Here is a 14,656-nt window from a genome sequence, read left to right on the forward strand (position 1 = left end):
GCCATCCTTCTCGTGGATCGCCTCCCCAAACGAGAAACAGAATGAATCGGATTGGGCGCGACACGCTTTAAGGCGCGTCGCGCGCATCGGTAGCGCCCTCGCCATCCGTCTGGACTTGCATGGAACCCTGGATCCCGATCACCTTTGCCGCAGCCTTCCTGCAGAATCTGCGGTCGGCGATGCAGAAGCATCTGAAAGGGGTGATGGGAACGACCGGGGCCACCTTCGTGCGCTTCGGCTTCGGCGTTCCCTTCGCGCTGACCTTCGTCCTCGGTCTACACCTGATCATGGGCTACGAGATTCCGCGACCCAACCCTGCATTCTTCGCCTGGACCGTTCTCGGCGGTGTGGCGCAGATTGCAGGCACTTTCCTCCTCGTCCACCTGTTCTCGTTCCGGAATTTTGCCGTCGGCACCGCCTATTCGCGCACCGAGCCGGCGCAGGCGGCGCTGTTCGGCCTCCTCTTCCTGGGCGAGCGGGTGACGACCGGAACGCTGGCCGCCATCGCCGTCAGTGTCTTCGGCGTGATGATGATCTCGGTTGCCCGCGTCCCCCTGACCTGGCAGGCGATCTTCGTCTCCACCATCAGCCGCACGGCGCTGATCGGGCTTGCGTCGGGCGCCATGTTCGGCATTTCGGCCGTCGCCTATCGCGCCGCCTCGATCGCGCTCGGCGGTCCGAACTTCATGATGCAGGCCGCCGTCACGCTGGCCTTCGTCATCCTGTTCCAGACCGTCCTGATGGGCGCATGGATGCTCTGGCGCGATCGCGCCGAGATCGCCCGCATCGGCCGCGCCTGGAAACCTTCGCTGGTCGTCGGCGCGGCCGGCGCCTGCGCGTCCTTCGGCTGGTTCATGGCCATGACTCTGGAACAGGCGGCCGTCGTGAAGGCTCTGGCGCAGGTGGAGATGATCTTCACCTTCGCCTCGTCGGTCTTCTTCTTCCGCGAGAGGATCAACCTGCTGGAAACGCTGGGCTGCGTCATGATCGTGGCGGGCATCCTGCTCCTGCTCGTGCTGGGCTGAACGGGCGGCGGCTTTGCCTCGGTTAACGGTCTGATAACCCCGATCGCAAGAGGAACACCTGCTTGACGGGTGTTTAGGGCCGTCATGGCACGGTTCTGGCTTGGTTCTGACCGGCGTGCCGATTTGAGAACGCGCCGCTTGCCACCAGCCGAACCGGAGACCACCGATGAAACAGAATGCCGACGACAGACTGAAGCGACGGACGGTCCTCGCCGCGTTGCTCGCCCTGCCGGCCTTCGCCCTTCTCCATCGCGTCATTCGCCCGACGGCGTCCTCCGACATCGTCGAGGTCGACGGCTGGATCCTGAAGCGCAGCGACGTCGAGGGAGACCGGGCATGATCTTCCAGGACGCCGCCGCTTTCCAGGCTTCCAGCTTCACGCCTCGCGTCTGCGTCATCGGTTCGGGACCGGCGGGCCTCTCCGTGGCACTCAAGCTCGCTGCCGCGAAGGTGCCTTGCGTCGTACTCGAGGCCGGGGCGGACGAATGGACCGAGGATGCACAGGACGCCTATCGCGGCGACGTGATCGGGGACCACTATTTCGACCTCGACGTGACCCGCCTGCGCTATTTCGGTGGATCGTCCAACCATTGGGCCGGCTGGTGCCGCGTGCTCGATGCCCATGACTTCGAGCCGAAGGCCTATGTCGAGCACACCGGCTGGCCGATCGGGCGGGGCGACATCGAACCGTTTCTGGACGAGACGCGCGACGTGCTGGATCTCGCCCCCTTCCAGGCCGACCGGGCGATCTCCAGCGAGTTCCGCTGGTTCGAGATGCAGAAGTCCCATCCGGTGCGCTTTCGCGAGAAATACGCCCCATTGCTGGCCGAGAGCCGGATGATCGCGCTCGTGCTCAACACCCAGGTCGACGAACTGGTCGGCGACGGCGCGGCGGTGACCGCGGCCAGGATCCGTTCGCGCGGGGCGGAAGCGGGTGAACTCGTCGCGCCATACTTCGTCGTCGCCACTGGCGGGCTGGAGAATTCACGCCTGCTGCTTTGGTCGAACGAACGCTCGAACGGCGGCGTGGTCCCGCATGCCCGAGCGCTCGGCCGCTACTGGATGGAACATCCGATGTTCGAGGTGGGCATGGGGTTCGTCACCGACACCGACACCATGCGTTTCGACGCCGAGGGCGACGCGTTCTTCACCCCGAGCGCGGAGGCAATGGCGGCGCGAGAGGTTCTCAATTTCCACGTCCAGGTCGAGTCCATGCCCTATCACGGCATCAAGAAGTACATCGCCGGGACGGCATGCATGGCGCCGGAGAGCACCCAATGGGTGGCGGAGACGCTGGGCCTTCGCCTCACCTGCGCCTCGAGGTTGCACATGGCCTGGGAGCAGCCGCCGCGCGAGCACAACCGCGTGTCACTTTCGACCACCGAGCGCGACGCCGCCGGTATTCCCCGCATCGAACTCCACTGGAGAAAGGACGATCTCGACCGCCGCACCATGCTGGAAGGCATCCGCATGTTCGGCGAGACCTTCGCCCGCAACGATCTCGGGCGGATCCGGATCAGCGACTGGGTACGCGACGGCGGCGACTGGCCCGACGACATGGAAATCGCCGGCAATCACCATATGGGAGGCACGCGCATGGGCGAAAACCGGGCGACCAGCGTCGTCGATGCGAACTGCAAGGTTCACGGCATGGCCAATCTCTATGTCGCCGGTTCGTCGGTCTTCGCCACCAGCGGTCAGTGCACGCCGACGACGAGCCTCACCGCGCTGGCGCTGAGGCTGGGCGATCATCTCGGGCGTGTCGTCGTAGCAGGTCCGTCGAAAGCCTGAGCCAGGCGCTCGACGAGCCTGCGGTGTTTTTACGGCACGATCAGCGTGCCGGCCCCGTGCTCGGTGAACAGTTCGAGCAGCACCGAATGCGGTGTCTTGCCGTTGAGGATCACCACGCCCTGCACGCCGCGCTCGATCGCCTCGATGCAGGTCTCGACCTTGGGGATCATGCCGCCCGAGATCGTGCCGTCCTTGATCAGCGCCCTGGCCTGCGCGACGGTGAGTTCGTCGATCAGGTTCTTGTCCTTGTCGAGCACGCCCGGTACGTCTGTGAGGAAGAGCAGGCGCGACGCGCCCAGCGCGCCGGCGATGGCGCCGGCGAAAGTGTCGGCGTTGATGTTGTAGGTATGTCCGTCACGGCCGGGCGCCACCGGCGCGATGACCGGGATCATCTCGGAGCGTGCCAGGAGGTCGAGCAGCGTGCGGTCGACCTCCACCGGCTCGCCGACGAAGCCGAGGTCGAGCACGCGCTCGATGTTCGAATCGGGATCTGTGACGGTCTTCTTGGCCTTCTCGGCGAAGACCATGTTGCCGTCCTTGCCGCACAGCCCGATCGCCCACTCGCCCTCGGCGTTGATCAGCGCCACGATCTCCTTGTTGATGGAGCCGGCGAGCACCATCTCGACGATCTCGACCGTCTTCTGGTCGGTGACGCGCAAGCCGCCCTCGAACTTCGATTCGATGCCCATCTTGGTCAGCATCGCGCCGATCTGAGGCCCGCCGCCATGCACGACGATCGGGTTGACCCCCGACTGCTTCAAAAGCGCGATGTCGCGGGCGAAGGCGCGGCCGAGCTCGGCATCGCCCATGGCATGGCCGCCATACTTCACCACCACCGTCTTGTTCTCGTAGCGCTGCATGTAGGGCAGCGCGGCCGAGAGCAGCCGTGCCTGTTCCGCCGCCGTGGCGGCCTTCTCGCTGGTCATCGATTTCTCGTCCCGGCCTGGATTGGGTTCGGCCGGCGTCATAGCGGGAAAGCCGGGCAGGGGCAATCGCGCGGTGCCGGCCGAACGTCAGCCCGGGCGGCGCAGCGGCGCCCGCCGGCAGGTCCAGCCCGACAGAGTCTCCATCTGCGCGGCGAAGGACAGGAGCGTCTCCTCGTCGCCGGGGCGACCGGCCGCCTGGATGCCGATCGGCAGTCCTTCCGCGGTCACGTGCACCGGCATGGCGATCGACGGTTGGCCCGTCACGTTCTGGATCGCCGGCCAGTGCGTGAACCACAGGCTCTTGTCCATCAGTTGGGAAAAGATGGGGTCGAGCGACAGAAGCCGCGTCAGCCGCAGCCTGTCGAGGACGTTCTCGACCGTCTCGTCGACACCCCTCGCGTCCATGCCGCCGACGGGAACCGGCGGATGTGCGATGACGGGCATCAGTACCGCGTCGAACGGCGCCGTGTGTGCGATCAGCGCGCGTGAGGCGGCATGCAGGCGCTCCAGCCCGGCATAGAGCTCGCCGGCCGACATCACCTCGCCGAATCGCGCCAGCACGCGCGTGGCGCGCTCCACGTCACCGAGGATCGAGCGGCCGTTGCGGACCGCTTCCAGCCGCATCAGCCCGGCGATCGACGAGGCGACGGTCCGCGCGAAATCGGCCATGAAGGTCCGGTCGATCATCGGCAGGTCGATCTCCGTCACCGCGTGCCCGCCTTCCCTGGCCAGCGCCGCAGCCTGGTCGAGCGCGTCCAGCGTTTCCCTGGACACACCGAGACCCAGCGGCGAGCGGCGGAAAACACCGATCGCCAGCGGTCCCGGCGCACGCGCCGCAGCCGCTGCGAAGGCGCCCTTCTGCGGCCGCGCCGCATAGGGCGCGGTGGCGTCCGGACCATGCGTGAGGTCGAGCAGCAGCGCCGTGTCGCGAACCGACCGCGTCACCGCGTGCTCGACCACGAAACCGAACCAGGTCTCCGAAAACAACGGCCCGGCGGGGGTGCGCCCGCGCGAGGTTTTCAGCCCCACGAGGCCGCAGCAGGCCGCCGGCACGCGGATCGAGCCGCCGCCGTCGGACGCATGCGCCATCGGCACCACGCCGGCCGAAACCAGCGCCGCCGCGCCGCCCGAGGAACCACCGGTCACGTGGGCATTGTTCCAGGGATTGCGGGTGACGCCGAAACGCGCCGATTCCGTCACCAGCCGCAGCCCATATTCGGGCGTCGTCGACGTCGCGATCGGAATCAGCCCTGCGCCGATCTGGCGGTCGACCAGCGTCGAGTTGACCTCGGGGACGAACATCGGCGCGCGGCTGCCCGAATGCATCGGTACGCCCGCGATGCCCATGGCGAGATCCTTGATCGCGAAGGGCACGCCGGCGAAGGGCAGCGCCCGGTCGACCGTGCGGGCCATCGCCCGCGCCTGGTCGAAGAGCTTCTCGGCGATGGCGTTGATGTCGTGGCTGGTCGCTTCGGCGCGGGTGATCGCAGCCTCGACGAGTTCGGCCGGCGCGACATCCCCGGATCGCACGAGCGCCGCGAGGCCCGTTGCGTCGTTTTCCCACAGGAGTGTCTCGAACTCGTTCATGGGCCCTCCTCGTCGCAGAGAGGCTAGCCTTCGGCCGCAGCACTGGCAATGTGGTGTCCGGCGACAACCCGGAAGCGAACAGAAATCCATACGCGCCTCGTTTGCGTATATCCTGCCATGACCATGGTGCCCAACGCCGCCGAACTGACAGCACCGACGTCCCGACGGGCGAGGATGAGGGACATGACTCCGCACGACATCACCAAGCTCATCGTCCGCACCTCCTTGAAGGATCGCGGCGCGTTCGACCTCTTGTATCGCCACACGAGCGCGAAACTCTTCGGCGTCTGCCTGCGTGTCTTGCGTGATCGCGCGGAGGCCGAGGAGGCATTGCAGGAGGTGTACGTCAAGATCTGGACCAAGGCCGACCGTTTCGCGGTCTCCGATCTCAGCCCGATATCCTGGCTGGTCGCGATCGCGCGCAACCATTCCATCGATCGCATCCGCGCGCGGCGCGCCGCTTCGGCCGACCTCGCCGAAGCGGTCGACGTCGCCGATCCGCGCCCGGGACCGGAGGCGCTGGCCCTTGCGGGAAGCGAGCGGGTGCGTATCTTCCAATGCATGGAAACGCTCGAGAAGGACCGGGCCGATGCGGTGCGCGGCGCCTATCTGACGGGCGAGTCCTACGCCGACCTGGCGGAGCGCTTCGGCGTGCCGCTGAACACCATGCGAACCTGGCTGCGCCGCAGCCTCTTGAAACTCAGGGATTGCCTCGAAGCATGACGCGGGCCGGGGAGTTTGGCGAGGATGGCGGCGGCGACGACATTCTCGCCGCCGAATACGTCGTGGGGGCCCTGTCTGCCGAGGAACGGCGTGCGGTCGCGGCGCGCATCGACGGCGATGCCGAATTCGCACGTCTCGTGGAGCGCTGGGAGGCCAACCTCGCGCCCATGCAGGACGGTTTCGAACCCGTCGAGCCGCCCGCTTCGGTCAAGCGGAGGCTGGACGAGCGCCTGTTTGACGTAACGGCCGCTTCCGCGGGCGCACCGGCCGCGCGCGGCGGGTTGTGGCACAGCCTCGCCTTCTGGCGCGGTCTGGCCGTCGCGGCCGTTCTCGCCGTCGTCGTCCTCGCTGCGCAGCCCTATCTCTTCGAACAGAGCGAACCGCAGACGAACCGCCTCGTAGCATCGCTCGCCCCGCGCGAGAGCGACGTGCATTACTTCGTCGTCTACGACGCGCGCACCGCCGACATCGGCCTCTCGCACGTCACCGGCGAGCGCGAAACCGGCAGGGACTTCGAGCTCTGGGTCGTGGAGGGCGACCGGCCGCCGGTATCCCTCGGTGTCATCCCAGCCGGCTCGACGGTGCACCTGGCGGTCGACCAGGCTCTTCGCGTGAAGATCGAGCAGGGCGCGGTCTTCGCCATCAGCCTCGAACCGCAGGGCGGTTCGCCGACCGGCCAGCCGACCGGCCCGGTGGTCGCGGCCGGCGACCTGCGCGACATCTGACCGCCTGCGCCGGCCGGCTCACGCCGTCCTGACGTTTTCGTGATCGCAACGCCGCGAAACTTACCGCTCGGACGACTCGTGTCTCCCATTGCCCCGCCGAAAACGGGGAAGCTATTCAATCAGGGAGACTGAAGCTCATGCGTATTCTCACCGCTACCCTTCTCGCCGGCGCCGTCGCTTTCTCCGCGGCCGCCTTCGCCCAGGACAACCCGATGGTCGGCGGCGCGGCCATGTTCGCCGACAAGAACATCGTCGAGAACGCGGTCAACTCGGCCGACCACACCACGCTGGTCGCAGCCGTCCAGGCGGCTGGCCTGGTCGAGACGCTGTCGGGCCCGGGTCCGTTCACCGTCTTCGCGCCGACCAACGACGCCTTCGCCGCGCTGCCGGCCGGCACCGTCGAGACTCTGCTGAAGCCCGAGAACAAGGATCAGCTCACCAAGATCCTCACCTGCCACGTGGTCGGCGCCGAGGTGATGGCCGCGGCCGTCGTCGAGATGATCAATGCCGGCGGCGGAACCGCCAATGTCGAGACGCTGGGCGGCTGCATGCTCCAGGCCAAGCTCGACGGCGACAAGGTCACGCTGACCGACCAGACCGGCGGCGTCGCCACGGTCACGATCGCCGACGTCGACCAGTCGAACGGCGTGATCCACGTCATCGACAAGGTCATCCTGCCGGCGTCCTGATCGGCTTTCACCGCTCCTTCCTGTCGGTGTCTCGAGCGCTGGCAGGTTATCTCGTCCCGCGCCCGCCATGGCGCGGGACATCGCGTATGGTGAGGTCGTGATACGGTCGTTCGCCGATCTCAAGCCGAGTTGATTTTGTCGTGACCGCTTCAACGCCTACATCCTGGGCAGAGGAGAAAACGCCATGAAACGCCGTACATTGCTAGCGACCGCGGCAGCCGCCGTCGCCACCATCGCAGGAGGTTCGCAGATGCGCCTGTTCGGTTTCGGCTCCGACGCGAAGGCCAGCAGCGACGCGCGCTTCGAAGTGACCCGCACCGAAGCTGAATGGCGTGCGCTGCTGTCGCCGCAGCAATATGCCGTGCTGCGCGAGGAGGCGACCGAACGCGCCTTCACCAGCCCGCTCAACGACGAAAAGCGTAGGGGCACCTTCCACTGCGCCGGCTGCGACTTGCCGGCCTATGCGTCCGAGACCAAATTCGATTCAGGGACCGGTTGGCCGAGCTTCTGGGACGCACTCCCCGATTCCGTCGGCACCAAGAGCGATCGGTCGCTCTTCATGGTCCGCACCGAAGTCCACTGCCGCCGTTGCGGCGGCCATTTCGGTCACATATTCGACGACGGTCCGCCCCCGACCGGCAAGCGCCACTGCATCAACGGTCTGGCGCTGACCTTCCGTCCGGCCGAAGACGCATAGGCTGCGGCCACGGTTTCGACCGGGGTCGCCGGCCATCAGCCGGTGACCCCGGAGCTTGTCGCGTGGTCAGTCGTCAAAGCGATCATCGTCGTCATCGTAGCGATCATCGTCGTCATCGTAGCGATCGTCGTCGTCGCCCCGGCTCCGGTCGCTGACGCGGACGATGTCGCCGGTCGAGGGATGCATCTTCAGTTTGACCCAGCCGCCCCCCCGGCGGGTGCCCTTGATCTCGTAGCAACCATCGTCGCGCTCGATCTCGAAGGCGGTGTAGCCGGCGGCCCTGGCCTTCTCGCTGGCGGCGGCGATGCTCATCCAGCCGGTGTTCCCGACCCTGCAGCGGTCGTCGTCGGCGAGGGCCGGAACCGTGCCGGCCAGGGCGAGGAAGGCGATGGCGGTGAAGGATGTTCTGAGTTCGGACATGGTCTATCCCTTTCTTTCGTCCGGCGACGCCGTGCCGCCGGATTGCCCCTCTTTTCTCGCAGGGTCCGCATGACCGATGGCTGAGCGCGGTTGTCAGCGTTTTGTCATCCGCCGTGCTACAAGAGACGCCATGGCCTTCGCGCGAATCCTCGCCTCCGTGCTCCTGCTCGTGCTGATCCTTCCGGCGTCGGCCCTGGCCGATGACGACGACGCGCAACGCGCCTGGCGCGGCACGCGCTCCGGCGAGTTCCTTCCCTTCGCCCGGCTGGCGGAGATCGCGCTCGGGCAGTTCCCCGGCAGGATCGTGGAGGCCGAACTCGACGACGATGACGGGCGCATCATCTACGAGATCAAGATCCTGCAGCGAAACGGCCGTGTCCTCGAAGTGGAGATCGACGCGCGCACCGGCCGCATCCTGGACGTGGACGAGGACGACTGATGCGCATTTTGCTGGTCGAGGATGACCGCCGTATCCGCCTCGACGTGGAAGAGGCGCTTCTGGCGGCCGGCTACCTCGTCGAAGCGGTGTCCGATGGCGAGGAGGCGTGGTTTCGCGGCTCTACAGAGGACTACGCGGCCGTGGTGCTCGATCTCGGCCTGCCCGGGCTCGACGGCATGAGCCTGCTGAAGCGCTGGCGGGCGGAGACGCGCGATTTTCCGGTCCTGATCCTGACGGCACGGGGCACCTGGCGGGAACGCGTCGAAGGCATCGACGCGGGCGCCGACGACTACCTGCCCAAGCCTTTCGCCATGGAGGAACTGCTGGCGCGGCTGCGGGCGGTGATCCGGCGTCGCGGCGGCCATGCGTCGGCCGAAATCGCCATCGGCCCGATGCTCCTCGATCCGCGCCAGATGCGCGTCACCCGCAATGGCACCGCCCTGTCGTTGTCGCCGCAGGAGTACCGGCTCGTCTCCTACCTGATGCACAATGCCGGCCGCGTCGTACCGCAGCAGGAACTGGCGGAGCATCTTCAGGCCGAGCACTACGATCGCGAATCCAACGCGGTCGAGGTTCTGGTCGGTCGCGTGCGGCGCAAGATCGGCGGTGATTTCATCGAGACGCGGCGCGGCTTCGGCTACCTCGTCGGCGGCAGCTGACATGAAGCCGCGTTCGATCCGGGTCAGGCTCCTGCTGCTTGCCGTCTTCGGCGTCCTGCTGGCGCTGGCGATCGCAGGCGCCGGCCTCGTCGCCCTGTTCGGCCGGCATGTCGAGAGACGGGCAGCGCAGGAACTGGACAACACGATCGCGGTTCTGGCGGGCAACGTCGCATTTTCCGCGCAGGGCGATCTCGCCGTCGCGCGCGAGCCGTCGGACCCGGCCTATCGGACGCCGCTGTCGGGACGTTACTGGCAGGTCGCCGAGGCAGACGGCCCGCCCTCGCTGCGCTCGGTGTCGCTGTGGGATGCCGCCCTGGACGTCGCCTCGAGCCCGGTGGAGCCCGGCCGTTCGACGATCGCGCGTTCGGTCGCGCCGGACGGTCAGCCGCTTCTGGTGCGCGAAACCACCGTGATCATCGTCGACGGCGGACGCGACCGGCGGCTGCGTATCGCGGCGGCGGTCGCCACCTCGGAGTTCGACGCGCTGAAGCGCGGCTTCGCCCTCGACCTGCTTCCGGCGCTGGCGGTGTTCGGCCTCGTCATTCTGGTAGGGGCCTGGTTTCAGGTGCGGGCCGGCCTCGCCCCTCTCGCCGACGTCCGCGGCGGCCTGCGCCGCATCCGCTCCGGCGACGCACCTCTCTTGCCCGACCGGGTGCCCGTCGAGATTGCGCCGCTGGTCGCCGAGATCAACGGCCTCCTCATCGAGCGGGCGAAGGAAATGGAAAAGGCGCGCAACCGCGCGGCCGACCTCGCGCACGGTATCAAGACACCCCTGACCGCGCTGGCATCCGATACGCAACGTCTTCGAGCCCGAGGCGAGACCGATCTGGCCGACAGCGTCGCGGCAACGGCCGCCTCGATGCAAAGGGTCGTCGAACGCGAGTTGACGCGCGCCCGCTTGCGTCCGGAAACCGCGGATGGCGCGCCGCTGCGGCCGGTCGTCGAGGCGATCGTGCGCACGCTTCGGCTGACGCCGGCCGGCGAGGCGCTCGACTACCGGATCGAGGTGCCCGGCGACCTCCGGTCGACAGCCGACGACAACGACCTGCACGACCTGTTTGGAAACCTGATGGAAAATGCCGCCCGCGCCGCGCGGACCAGTGTGCACGTCGTCGCCCGGCTGGAAGGGGCGGCCGTGTCCGTCCGGGTCTGCGATGACGGCGAAGGCGCCGATCCTGTCACCATGCGCAGCCTTCTGGCCCGGGGCGCGCGGCTCGACGAAACCGGCGGCGCTGGGCTTGGCCTCGCGATCGTGTCGGAAATCCTGTCGGCCTACGGTTCGGAGCTCGAGTTCTCGGTTGCCGCCCACGGCGGGCTTTGCGTGCGCTTCAGCCTGCCGCCTGCACCAGTCGTCCTCAGCGGCCGGTGACCGCGCGGATGATTGCGGCGCGAAGGTCGTCGAGGCCGGCGCTCTTTTCCGACGACGTGGCGATCACTTCGGGAAAGGCTGCGGGCCGCTTGCGGATCTTCTCCAGCGTCTCGCCGATCAGCTTGACGACCGCCGGCGGCTTGATCTTGTCGGCCTTGGTCAGCACGATCTGGTAGGACACGGCCGCCTTGTCGAGCAACGCCATCACCTCGCCGTCGATCGCCTTGATGCCGTGGCGGGAATCGATCAGCAGGTAGACCCGTTTCAGGGTCACGCGGCCGCGCAGGTAGTCGAAGACCAGGGTCGTCCAGGCGTCGACCAGATCCTTGGGCGCCTGGGCGTAGCCATAGCCGGGCATGTCCACCAGCGCCATCGGTGGCAGGTCGCCCTCAGCGCCCGAATAGCCATCCGGAACGAAGTAGTTGAGCTCCTGCGTGCGGCCCGGCGTGTTCGACGTGCGCGCCAGGCCCTTCTGCCCGACCAGCGCGTTGATCAGCGACGACTTGCCGACGTTGGAGCGGCCGGCGAAGGCGATTTCCGGCGGGCCTTCCGGCGGAAGGAACTTCATCGACGGCACGCCGCGGATGAACACCCAGGGCTTGGCGAAAAGAATGGTCTCGAGGGGTGTCGGCGTGCTCGGCGTCGTCATCGGGTCCCTTTCCGGGGCATTCAGAGGTGGCGTAGTCCGCCGTTGCCGCGGATGCAACAGGGAGCGGTCATCCGGCGCGCGCGGCGCTCTCGAGCTGGTCGATGTCGGCGCCCCTGATGGCATCGAGATGGCGCGAGATGCGCTCCACCGGCCAGGTCCACCAGGCGACCGCGAGAAGCCTTGCCACCGTGGCCTCGTCGAAACGCATCCTGACCACCCGCGCCGGGTTGCCCGCCACGACCGCATAGGGCGGGACGTCTGAGCTGACGACCGCCTTTGCGGCCACGATCGCGCCGTCGCCGATGGTCACGCCGGGAAGGATCGTCGCCTGCATGCCGATCCATACGTCGCTTCCCACGTTCGTATCGCCGCGCATCTCGTCCGCCCAGCTCTGCGGGTTAAAGCCCTGCTCCCAGCCCTTGCCGAAGATGTTGAACGGATAGGTCGAGAAGCCGCCGGCGGCGTGGTTGGCGCCGTTCATGATGAAGGTGACGCCCTCGGCCAGCGCGCAGAACCGGCCGATCACCAGCCGGTCGCCGACGAAGTCGTAGTGGTAGAGCACGCACTTTTCGACGAAGTGCTCCGGGCCGTGCGGGTCGTCGTAGTAGGTGTAGTCGCCGATTTCGATGTTGGCCTGCGTCACCAGCGGCTTCAGGAACCCGACGCGGGGAAAGCCCGGCATCGGGTGCGGATCGTTCGGTTCGGGTCCGTGCATGTCTGGCTCCTTTCAACGAAAAGGGCCCGCGCGAGGCGGGCCCGGAACGCAAGAGAGGGTTCGTCACTCCGCCGGTTGCTTCGGCTTCTTCTTGAACAGGCCCATCAGATTGTCCCAGAGTTCTATCTTGGCGCCCTGGCGCTTCATGATGATGCCCTGCTGGAGAATCGACAGGAAGTTGTTCCAGGCCCAGTAGATGACGAGGCCGGCAGGGAACGTCGCCAGCATGAAGGTGAACACAACCGGCATCCAGTTGAAGATCATCGCCTGCGTCGGGTCCGGCGGCGTCGGGTTCATGCGCATCTGCAGGAACATGGTCACGCCCATGATCAGCGGCCATACGCCGATCATCAGGAAGGCCGGCACGGCGAAGGGCAGGAGCCCGAACAGGTTGAAGATCGAGGTCGGGTCCGGCGCGGCCAGATCCTGGATCCAGCCGAAGAACGGCGCATGCCGCATCTCGATGGTGACGTAGAGAACCTTGTAGAGCGCGAAGAACACCGGGATCTGGATGAGGATCGGCCAGCAGCCGGCGATCGGGTTGATCTTCTCGGTCTTGTAGAGCTCCATCATCGCCTGCTGCTGCTTCATCTTGTCGTCCGCGTATTTCTCGCGGATCTCCAGCATGGCCGGCTGCACCTTCTTCATGTTCGCCATCGACTTGTACGACTTGTTGGCGAGCGGGAAGAAGATGGCCTTGACGACGACGGTGGTGGCGAGGATCGCCAGGCCGAAATTGCCGAGCAGGCGGAACAGCCAGTCGATCAGGTAGAACATCGGCTTGGTGATGAAGTAGAACCAGCCCCAGTCGATCAGGAGGTCGAAGCGCTGGATCTGGTAGCGCTCTTCGTAGCCGGTGATCAGCGCCACTTCCTTGGCTCCGGCGAAGACGCGCGTCTCCACCGTCTGCGTCGCGCCGGGCGCGATGGTCAGCGCGTCGGTCAGGTAGTCGGCCTGATAACGGGCGCGCTGGTCGGTCTGGTAGGTGTAGCGCGGCTGGAACGGCTGGCCGGGTTGCGGCACCAGCGCGACGGCCCAGTACTTGTCGGTGATGCCAAGCCAGCCGTTGGTCGACTTCGACGGCGTGATCGACAGCTTGTCCTCGACGTCGGAATAGTCGATCTCCTGGAGGCCTTCCGTTCCGGTGACGCCGATCAGGCCCTCGTGCAGCACGTAGATGCTGGCGTGGTCCGGCTTGGAAAAGCGCGTGATGCGACCGTAATTGGCCAGCGAGACGGCCTCTCCACCTGGATTGGCGATCGTGTCCGTGAAGGTGAACATGTAGTCGCGGTCGACGGCGATGGTCCGCGTGAACACAAGTCCCGTCGGGCTTTCGAAGGTCAGGGCAACGGGGCTGTCGGCCGTCAGCACCGGCTGGCCTTCCACGCTCCACACGGCATCGGGGCCGGGGAAGTCCTGCGGCGTCGCACCGCCTGTGTAGCCGATCTCCGCGAAATAGCCGGTGGGCAGGGCCGCCGGGTTCAGCAGGTCGATGATCGGCGAATCCTTCTCGACGGTGACCCGGTAGTCCTTGAGCAGCAGATCGTCGATGCGCGCCCCGGTGAGGTTGATGGACCCCGTCAGGCTTGGCGTATCGATCCGCACCCGGCCACCCGCCGCCAGCGCGCCCTCGCGGTCCAGCACGCCGGTGCCCAGCGCGCCACCTGGAACATTGCCGGCCGGCGCCCCCGGGATCGCCGCGCCTTCGCCGCCTGGCGTGGTCGCGGTGTCTTCCTGGGCGGCGCGCTCCTGCTCGATGCGGGCGACTTCGCGGTCCCTCTCGATGCGCGGGTTCATGTAGAACACCTGCCACACCGTGAGGATCAGGATCGACAAGGCGATCGTGATGAAGAAGTTACGATTGTTTTCCATCAGGGGCGGTTCCGCGAATTCGTCGGGAAAGCTCGGCCTTCAAGGCCTCGAACGGGGCGGCGAGAACTTCGCGGCGCCCGACAATCACATAGTCCTTGCCCGCCGCCATGTCACCAGCGGCATGCACGCGCACCGCTTCCTTGAGACGACGGCGAACGCGGTTTCGAACGACCGAGTTACCCGTCTTCTTGGTCACGGTAAACCCGACGCGGGGCGCTTCGGCATCCCCACGGTCCCGGACTTCCAGCAAGAACAGCCGCCCGCGCCGCTTCTCGCCGCGCTGGGCCGCGAGAAAGTCCGCGCGTTTCTTGAGCCGCAAGGGCGGGCGTCCGCTCGGGGCGCCGCTCGACATCGCGGTCGGGCCGGCCCC

17 protein-coding genes are annotated in these 14,656 nt (G+C 67.0%); 10 read left to right on the top strand and 7 right to left on the bottom strand.

Annotation, left to right across the window (positions count from 1 at the left end; all coding sequences use genetic code 11):
- Nucleotides 1-119 precede the first annotated feature (119 nt).
- From EJC49_RS09570 to EJC49_RS09575, 3 genes are all read left to right on the top strand, one after another.
- Nucleotides 120-1,025, top strand: a complete 906-nt coding sequence (locus tag EJC49_RS09570; protein WP_126699669.1) for a DMT family transporter — start codon at nucleotides 120-122, stop codon at nucleotides 1,023-1,025.
- A 166-nt stretch (nucleotides 1,026-1,191) separates the two neighbouring features.
- Nucleotides 1,192-1,365, top strand: coding sequence for a hypothetical protein (locus EJC49_RS25605; RefSeq protein ID WP_170314670.1), 174 nt, complete (start codon nucleotides 1,192-1,194; stop codon nucleotides 1,363-1,365).
- Nucleotides 1,362-2,816 carry a GMC oxidoreductase gene (locus tag EJC49_RS09575; RefSeq protein ID WP_126699671.1) on the top strand — a complete coding sequence of 485 codons (1,455 nt, stop codon included), beginning with the start codon at nucleotides 1,362-1,364 and terminating at the stop codon, nucleotides 2,814-2,816. The genes EJC49_RS25605 and EJC49_RS09575 overlap by 4 nt, the downstream gene beginning before the upstream one ends.
- A gap of 29 nt (nucleotides 2,817-2,845) precedes the next feature.
- On the opposite strand, the gene argB is transcribed toward EJC49_RS09575, so the two are convergent.
- Entirely contained in the window at nucleotides 2,846-3,742 is an 897-nt protein-coding gene (gene argB, locus EJC49_RS09580; RefSeq protein ID WP_126699673.1) for an acetylglutamate kinase, read from the bottom strand.
- Between the two features lie 87 nt (nucleotides 3,743-3,829).
- Nucleotides 3,830-5,329, bottom strand: a complete 1,500-nt coding sequence (locus tag EJC49_RS09585; RefSeq protein ID WP_126699675.1) for an amidase — start codon at nucleotides 5,327-5,329, stop codon at nucleotides 3,830-3,832.
- 183 nt (nucleotides 5,330-5,512) lie between these two features.
- Here EJC49_RS09585 and EJC49_RS09590 point away from each other — a divergent pair, with 183 nt between their 5' ends.
- From EJC49_RS09590 to msrB, 4 genes are all read left to right on the top strand, one after another.
- Entirely contained in the window at nucleotides 5,513-6,052 is a 540-nt protein-coding gene (locus EJC49_RS09590; protein ID WP_126699677.1) for a sigma-70 family RNA polymerase sigma factor, read from the top strand.
- Nucleotides 6,049-6,777 carry an anti-sigma factor gene (locus tag EJC49_RS09595; protein ID WP_126699679.1) on the top strand — a complete coding sequence of 243 codons (729 nt, stop codon included), beginning with the start codon at nucleotides 6,049-6,051 and terminating at the stop codon, nucleotides 6,775-6,777. Before EJC49_RS09590 ends, EJC49_RS09595 begins: the two co-directional genes overlap by 4 nt.
- A 137-nt stretch (nucleotides 6,778-6,914) precedes the next feature.
- A complete protein-coding gene (locus EJC49_RS09600; RefSeq protein ID WP_126699681.1) occupies nucleotides 6,915-7,466 on the top strand; it encodes a fasciclin domain-containing protein in 552 nt (183 codons plus the stop codon).
- Nucleotides 7,467-7,650: 184 nt separating this feature from the next.
- Nucleotides 7,651-8,163, top strand: a complete 513-nt coding sequence (msrB, locus tag EJC49_RS09605) for a peptide-methionine (R)-S-oxide reductase MsrB (RefSeq protein ID WP_126699684.1) — start codon at nucleotides 7,651-7,653, stop codon at nucleotides 8,161-8,163.
- A gap of 66 nt (nucleotides 8,164-8,229) precedes the next feature.
- Here msrB and EJC49_RS09610 read toward each other — a convergent pair whose 3' ends face one another.
- Nucleotides 8,230-8,583 carry a PepSY domain-containing protein gene (locus EJC49_RS09610; RefSeq protein WP_126699686.1) on the bottom strand — a complete coding sequence of 118 codons (354 nt, stop codon included), beginning with the start codon at nucleotides 8,581-8,583 and terminating at the stop codon, nucleotides 8,230-8,232.
- Nucleotides 8,584-8,713: 130 nt separating this feature from the next.
- On the opposite strand from EJC49_RS09610, the gene EJC49_RS09615 reads away from it, so the two are divergent.
- The 3 genes from EJC49_RS09615 to EJC49_RS09625 are packed head-to-tail and all read left to right on the top strand — an operon-like array spanning nucleotide 8,714 to nucleotide 11,050.
- The gene (locus EJC49_RS09615; RefSeq protein ID WP_170314671.1) at nucleotides 8,714-9,022 is read left to right on the top strand and encodes a PepSY domain-containing protein; all 309 of its coding nucleotides are present in this window, start codon (nucleotides 8,714-8,716) and stop codon (nucleotides 9,020-9,022) included.
- Nucleotides 9,022-9,681, top strand: coding sequence for a response regulator transcription factor (locus EJC49_RS09620; protein WP_126699689.1), 660 nt, complete (start codon nucleotides 9,022-9,024; stop codon nucleotides 9,679-9,681). Before EJC49_RS09615 ends, EJC49_RS09620 begins: the two co-directional genes overlap by 1 nt.
- 1 nt (nucleotide 9,682) lies before the next feature.
- Complete coding sequence (locus EJC49_RS09625; RefSeq protein ID WP_126699691.1) at nucleotides 9,683-11,050, top strand: sensor histidine kinase; 1,368 nt, start codon at nucleotides 9,683-9,685, stop codon at nucleotides 11,048-11,050.
- Here the strand turns inward: EJC49_RS09625 and yihA are convergent.
- The 4 genes from yihA to rnpA form a co-directional block, all read right to left on the bottom strand.
- Nucleotides 11,037-11,699 (bottom strand): ribosome biogenesis GTP-binding protein YihA/YsxC, encoded by a 663-nt coding sequence (yihA, locus tag EJC49_RS09630; protein ID WP_126699693.1) that lies wholly within the window; start codon nucleotides 11,697-11,699, stop codon nucleotides 11,037-11,039. The genes EJC49_RS09625 and yihA overlap by 14 nt on opposite strands.
- A gap of 67 nt (nucleotides 11,700-11,766) precedes the next feature.
- Entirely contained in the window at nucleotides 11,767-12,414 is a 648-nt protein-coding gene (locus tag EJC49_RS09635; RefSeq protein WP_126699695.1) for a CatB-related O-acetyltransferase, read from the bottom strand.
- 63 nt (nucleotides 12,415-12,477) lie between these two features.
- Nucleotides 12,478-14,286 (bottom strand): membrane protein insertase YidC, encoded by a 1,809-nt coding sequence (gene yidC / locus EJC49_RS09640; protein ID WP_126699697.1) that lies wholly within the window; start codon nucleotides 14,284-14,286, stop codon nucleotides 12,478-12,480.
- Nucleotides 14,270-14,638, bottom strand: coding sequence for a ribonuclease P protein component (gene rnpA, locus EJC49_RS09645; RefSeq protein ID WP_126699699.1), 369 nt, complete (start codon nucleotides 14,636-14,638; stop codon nucleotides 14,270-14,272). Before rnpA ends, yidC begins: the two co-directional genes overlap by 17 nt.
- Between the last annotated feature and the right edge of the window lie 18 nt (nucleotides 14,639-14,656).

Source organism: Aquibium carbonis (assembly GCF_003970795.1).
Taxonomy (GTDB): domain Bacteria; phylum Pseudomonadota; class Alphaproteobacteria; order Rhizobiales; family Rhizobiaceae; genus Aquibium; species Aquibium carbonis.

What these genes read in the sequence shown, in the direction of transcription:
- EJC49_RS09570 (WP_126699669.1), top strand. Translation starts at nt 120, where the DNA reads ATGGAACCCTGGATCCCGATCACCTTTGCCGCAGCCTTCCTGCAGAAT.
- EJC49_RS25605 (WP_170314670.1), top strand. Translation starts at nt 1,192, where the DNA reads ATGAAACAGAATGCCGACGACAGACTGAAGCGACGGACGGTCCTCGCC.
- EJC49_RS09575 (WP_126699671.1), top strand. Translation starts at nt 1,362, where the DNA reads ATGATCTTCCAGGACGCCGCCGCTTTCCAGGCTTCCAGCTTCACGCCT.
- argB (WP_126699673.1), bottom strand. Translation starts at nt 3,742, where the DNA reads ATGACCAGCGAGAAGGCCGCCACGGCGGCGGAACAGGCACGGCTGCTC.
- EJC49_RS09585 (WP_126699675.1), bottom strand. Translation starts at nt 5,329, where the DNA reads ATGAACGAGTTCGAGACACTCCTGTGGGAAAACGACGCAACGGGCCTC.
- EJC49_RS09590 (WP_126699677.1), top strand. Translation starts at nt 5,513, where the DNA reads ATGACTCCGCACGACATCACCAAGCTCATCGTCCGCACCTCCTTGAAG.
- EJC49_RS09595 (WP_126699679.1), top strand. Translation starts at nt 6,049, where the DNA reads ATGACGCGGGCCGGGGAGTTTGGCGAGGATGGCGGCGGCGACGACATT.
- EJC49_RS09600 (WP_126699681.1), top strand. Translation starts at nt 6,915, where the DNA reads ATGCGTATTCTCACCGCTACCCTTCTCGCCGGCGCCGTCGCTTTCTCC.
- msrB (WP_126699684.1), top strand. Translation starts at nt 7,651, where the DNA reads ATGAAACGCCGTACATTGCTAGCGACCGCGGCAGCCGCCGTCGCCACC.
- EJC49_RS09610 (WP_126699686.1), bottom strand. Translation starts at nt 8,583, where the DNA reads ATGTCCGAACTCAGAACATCCTTCACCGCCATCGCCTTCCTCGCCCTG.
- EJC49_RS09615 (WP_170314671.1), top strand. Translation starts at nt 8,714, where the DNA reads ATGGCCTTCGCGCGAATCCTCGCCTCCGTGCTCCTGCTCGTGCTGATC.
- EJC49_RS09620 (WP_126699689.1), top strand. Translation starts at nt 9,022, where the DNA reads ATGCGCATTTTGCTGGTCGAGGATGACCGCCGTATCCGCCTCGACGTG.
- EJC49_RS09625 (WP_126699691.1), top strand. Translation starts at nt 9,683, where the DNA reads ATGAAGCCGCGTTCGATCCGGGTCAGGCTCCTGCTGCTTGCCGTCTTC.
- yihA (WP_126699693.1), bottom strand. Translation starts at nt 11,699, where the DNA reads ATGACGACGCCGAGCACGCCGACACCCCTCGAGACCATTCTTTTCGCC.
- EJC49_RS09635 (WP_126699695.1), bottom strand. Translation starts at nt 12,414, where the DNA reads ATGCACGGACCCGAACCGAACGATCCGCACCCGATGCCGGGCTTTCCC.
- yidC (WP_126699697.1), bottom strand. Translation starts at nt 14,286, where the DNA reads ATGGAAAACAATCGTAACTTCTTCATCACGATCGCCTTGTCGATCCTG.
- rnpA (WP_126699699.1), bottom strand. Translation starts at nt 14,638, where the DNA reads ATGTCGAGCGGCGCCCCGAGCGGACGCCCGCCCTTGCGGCTCAAGAAA.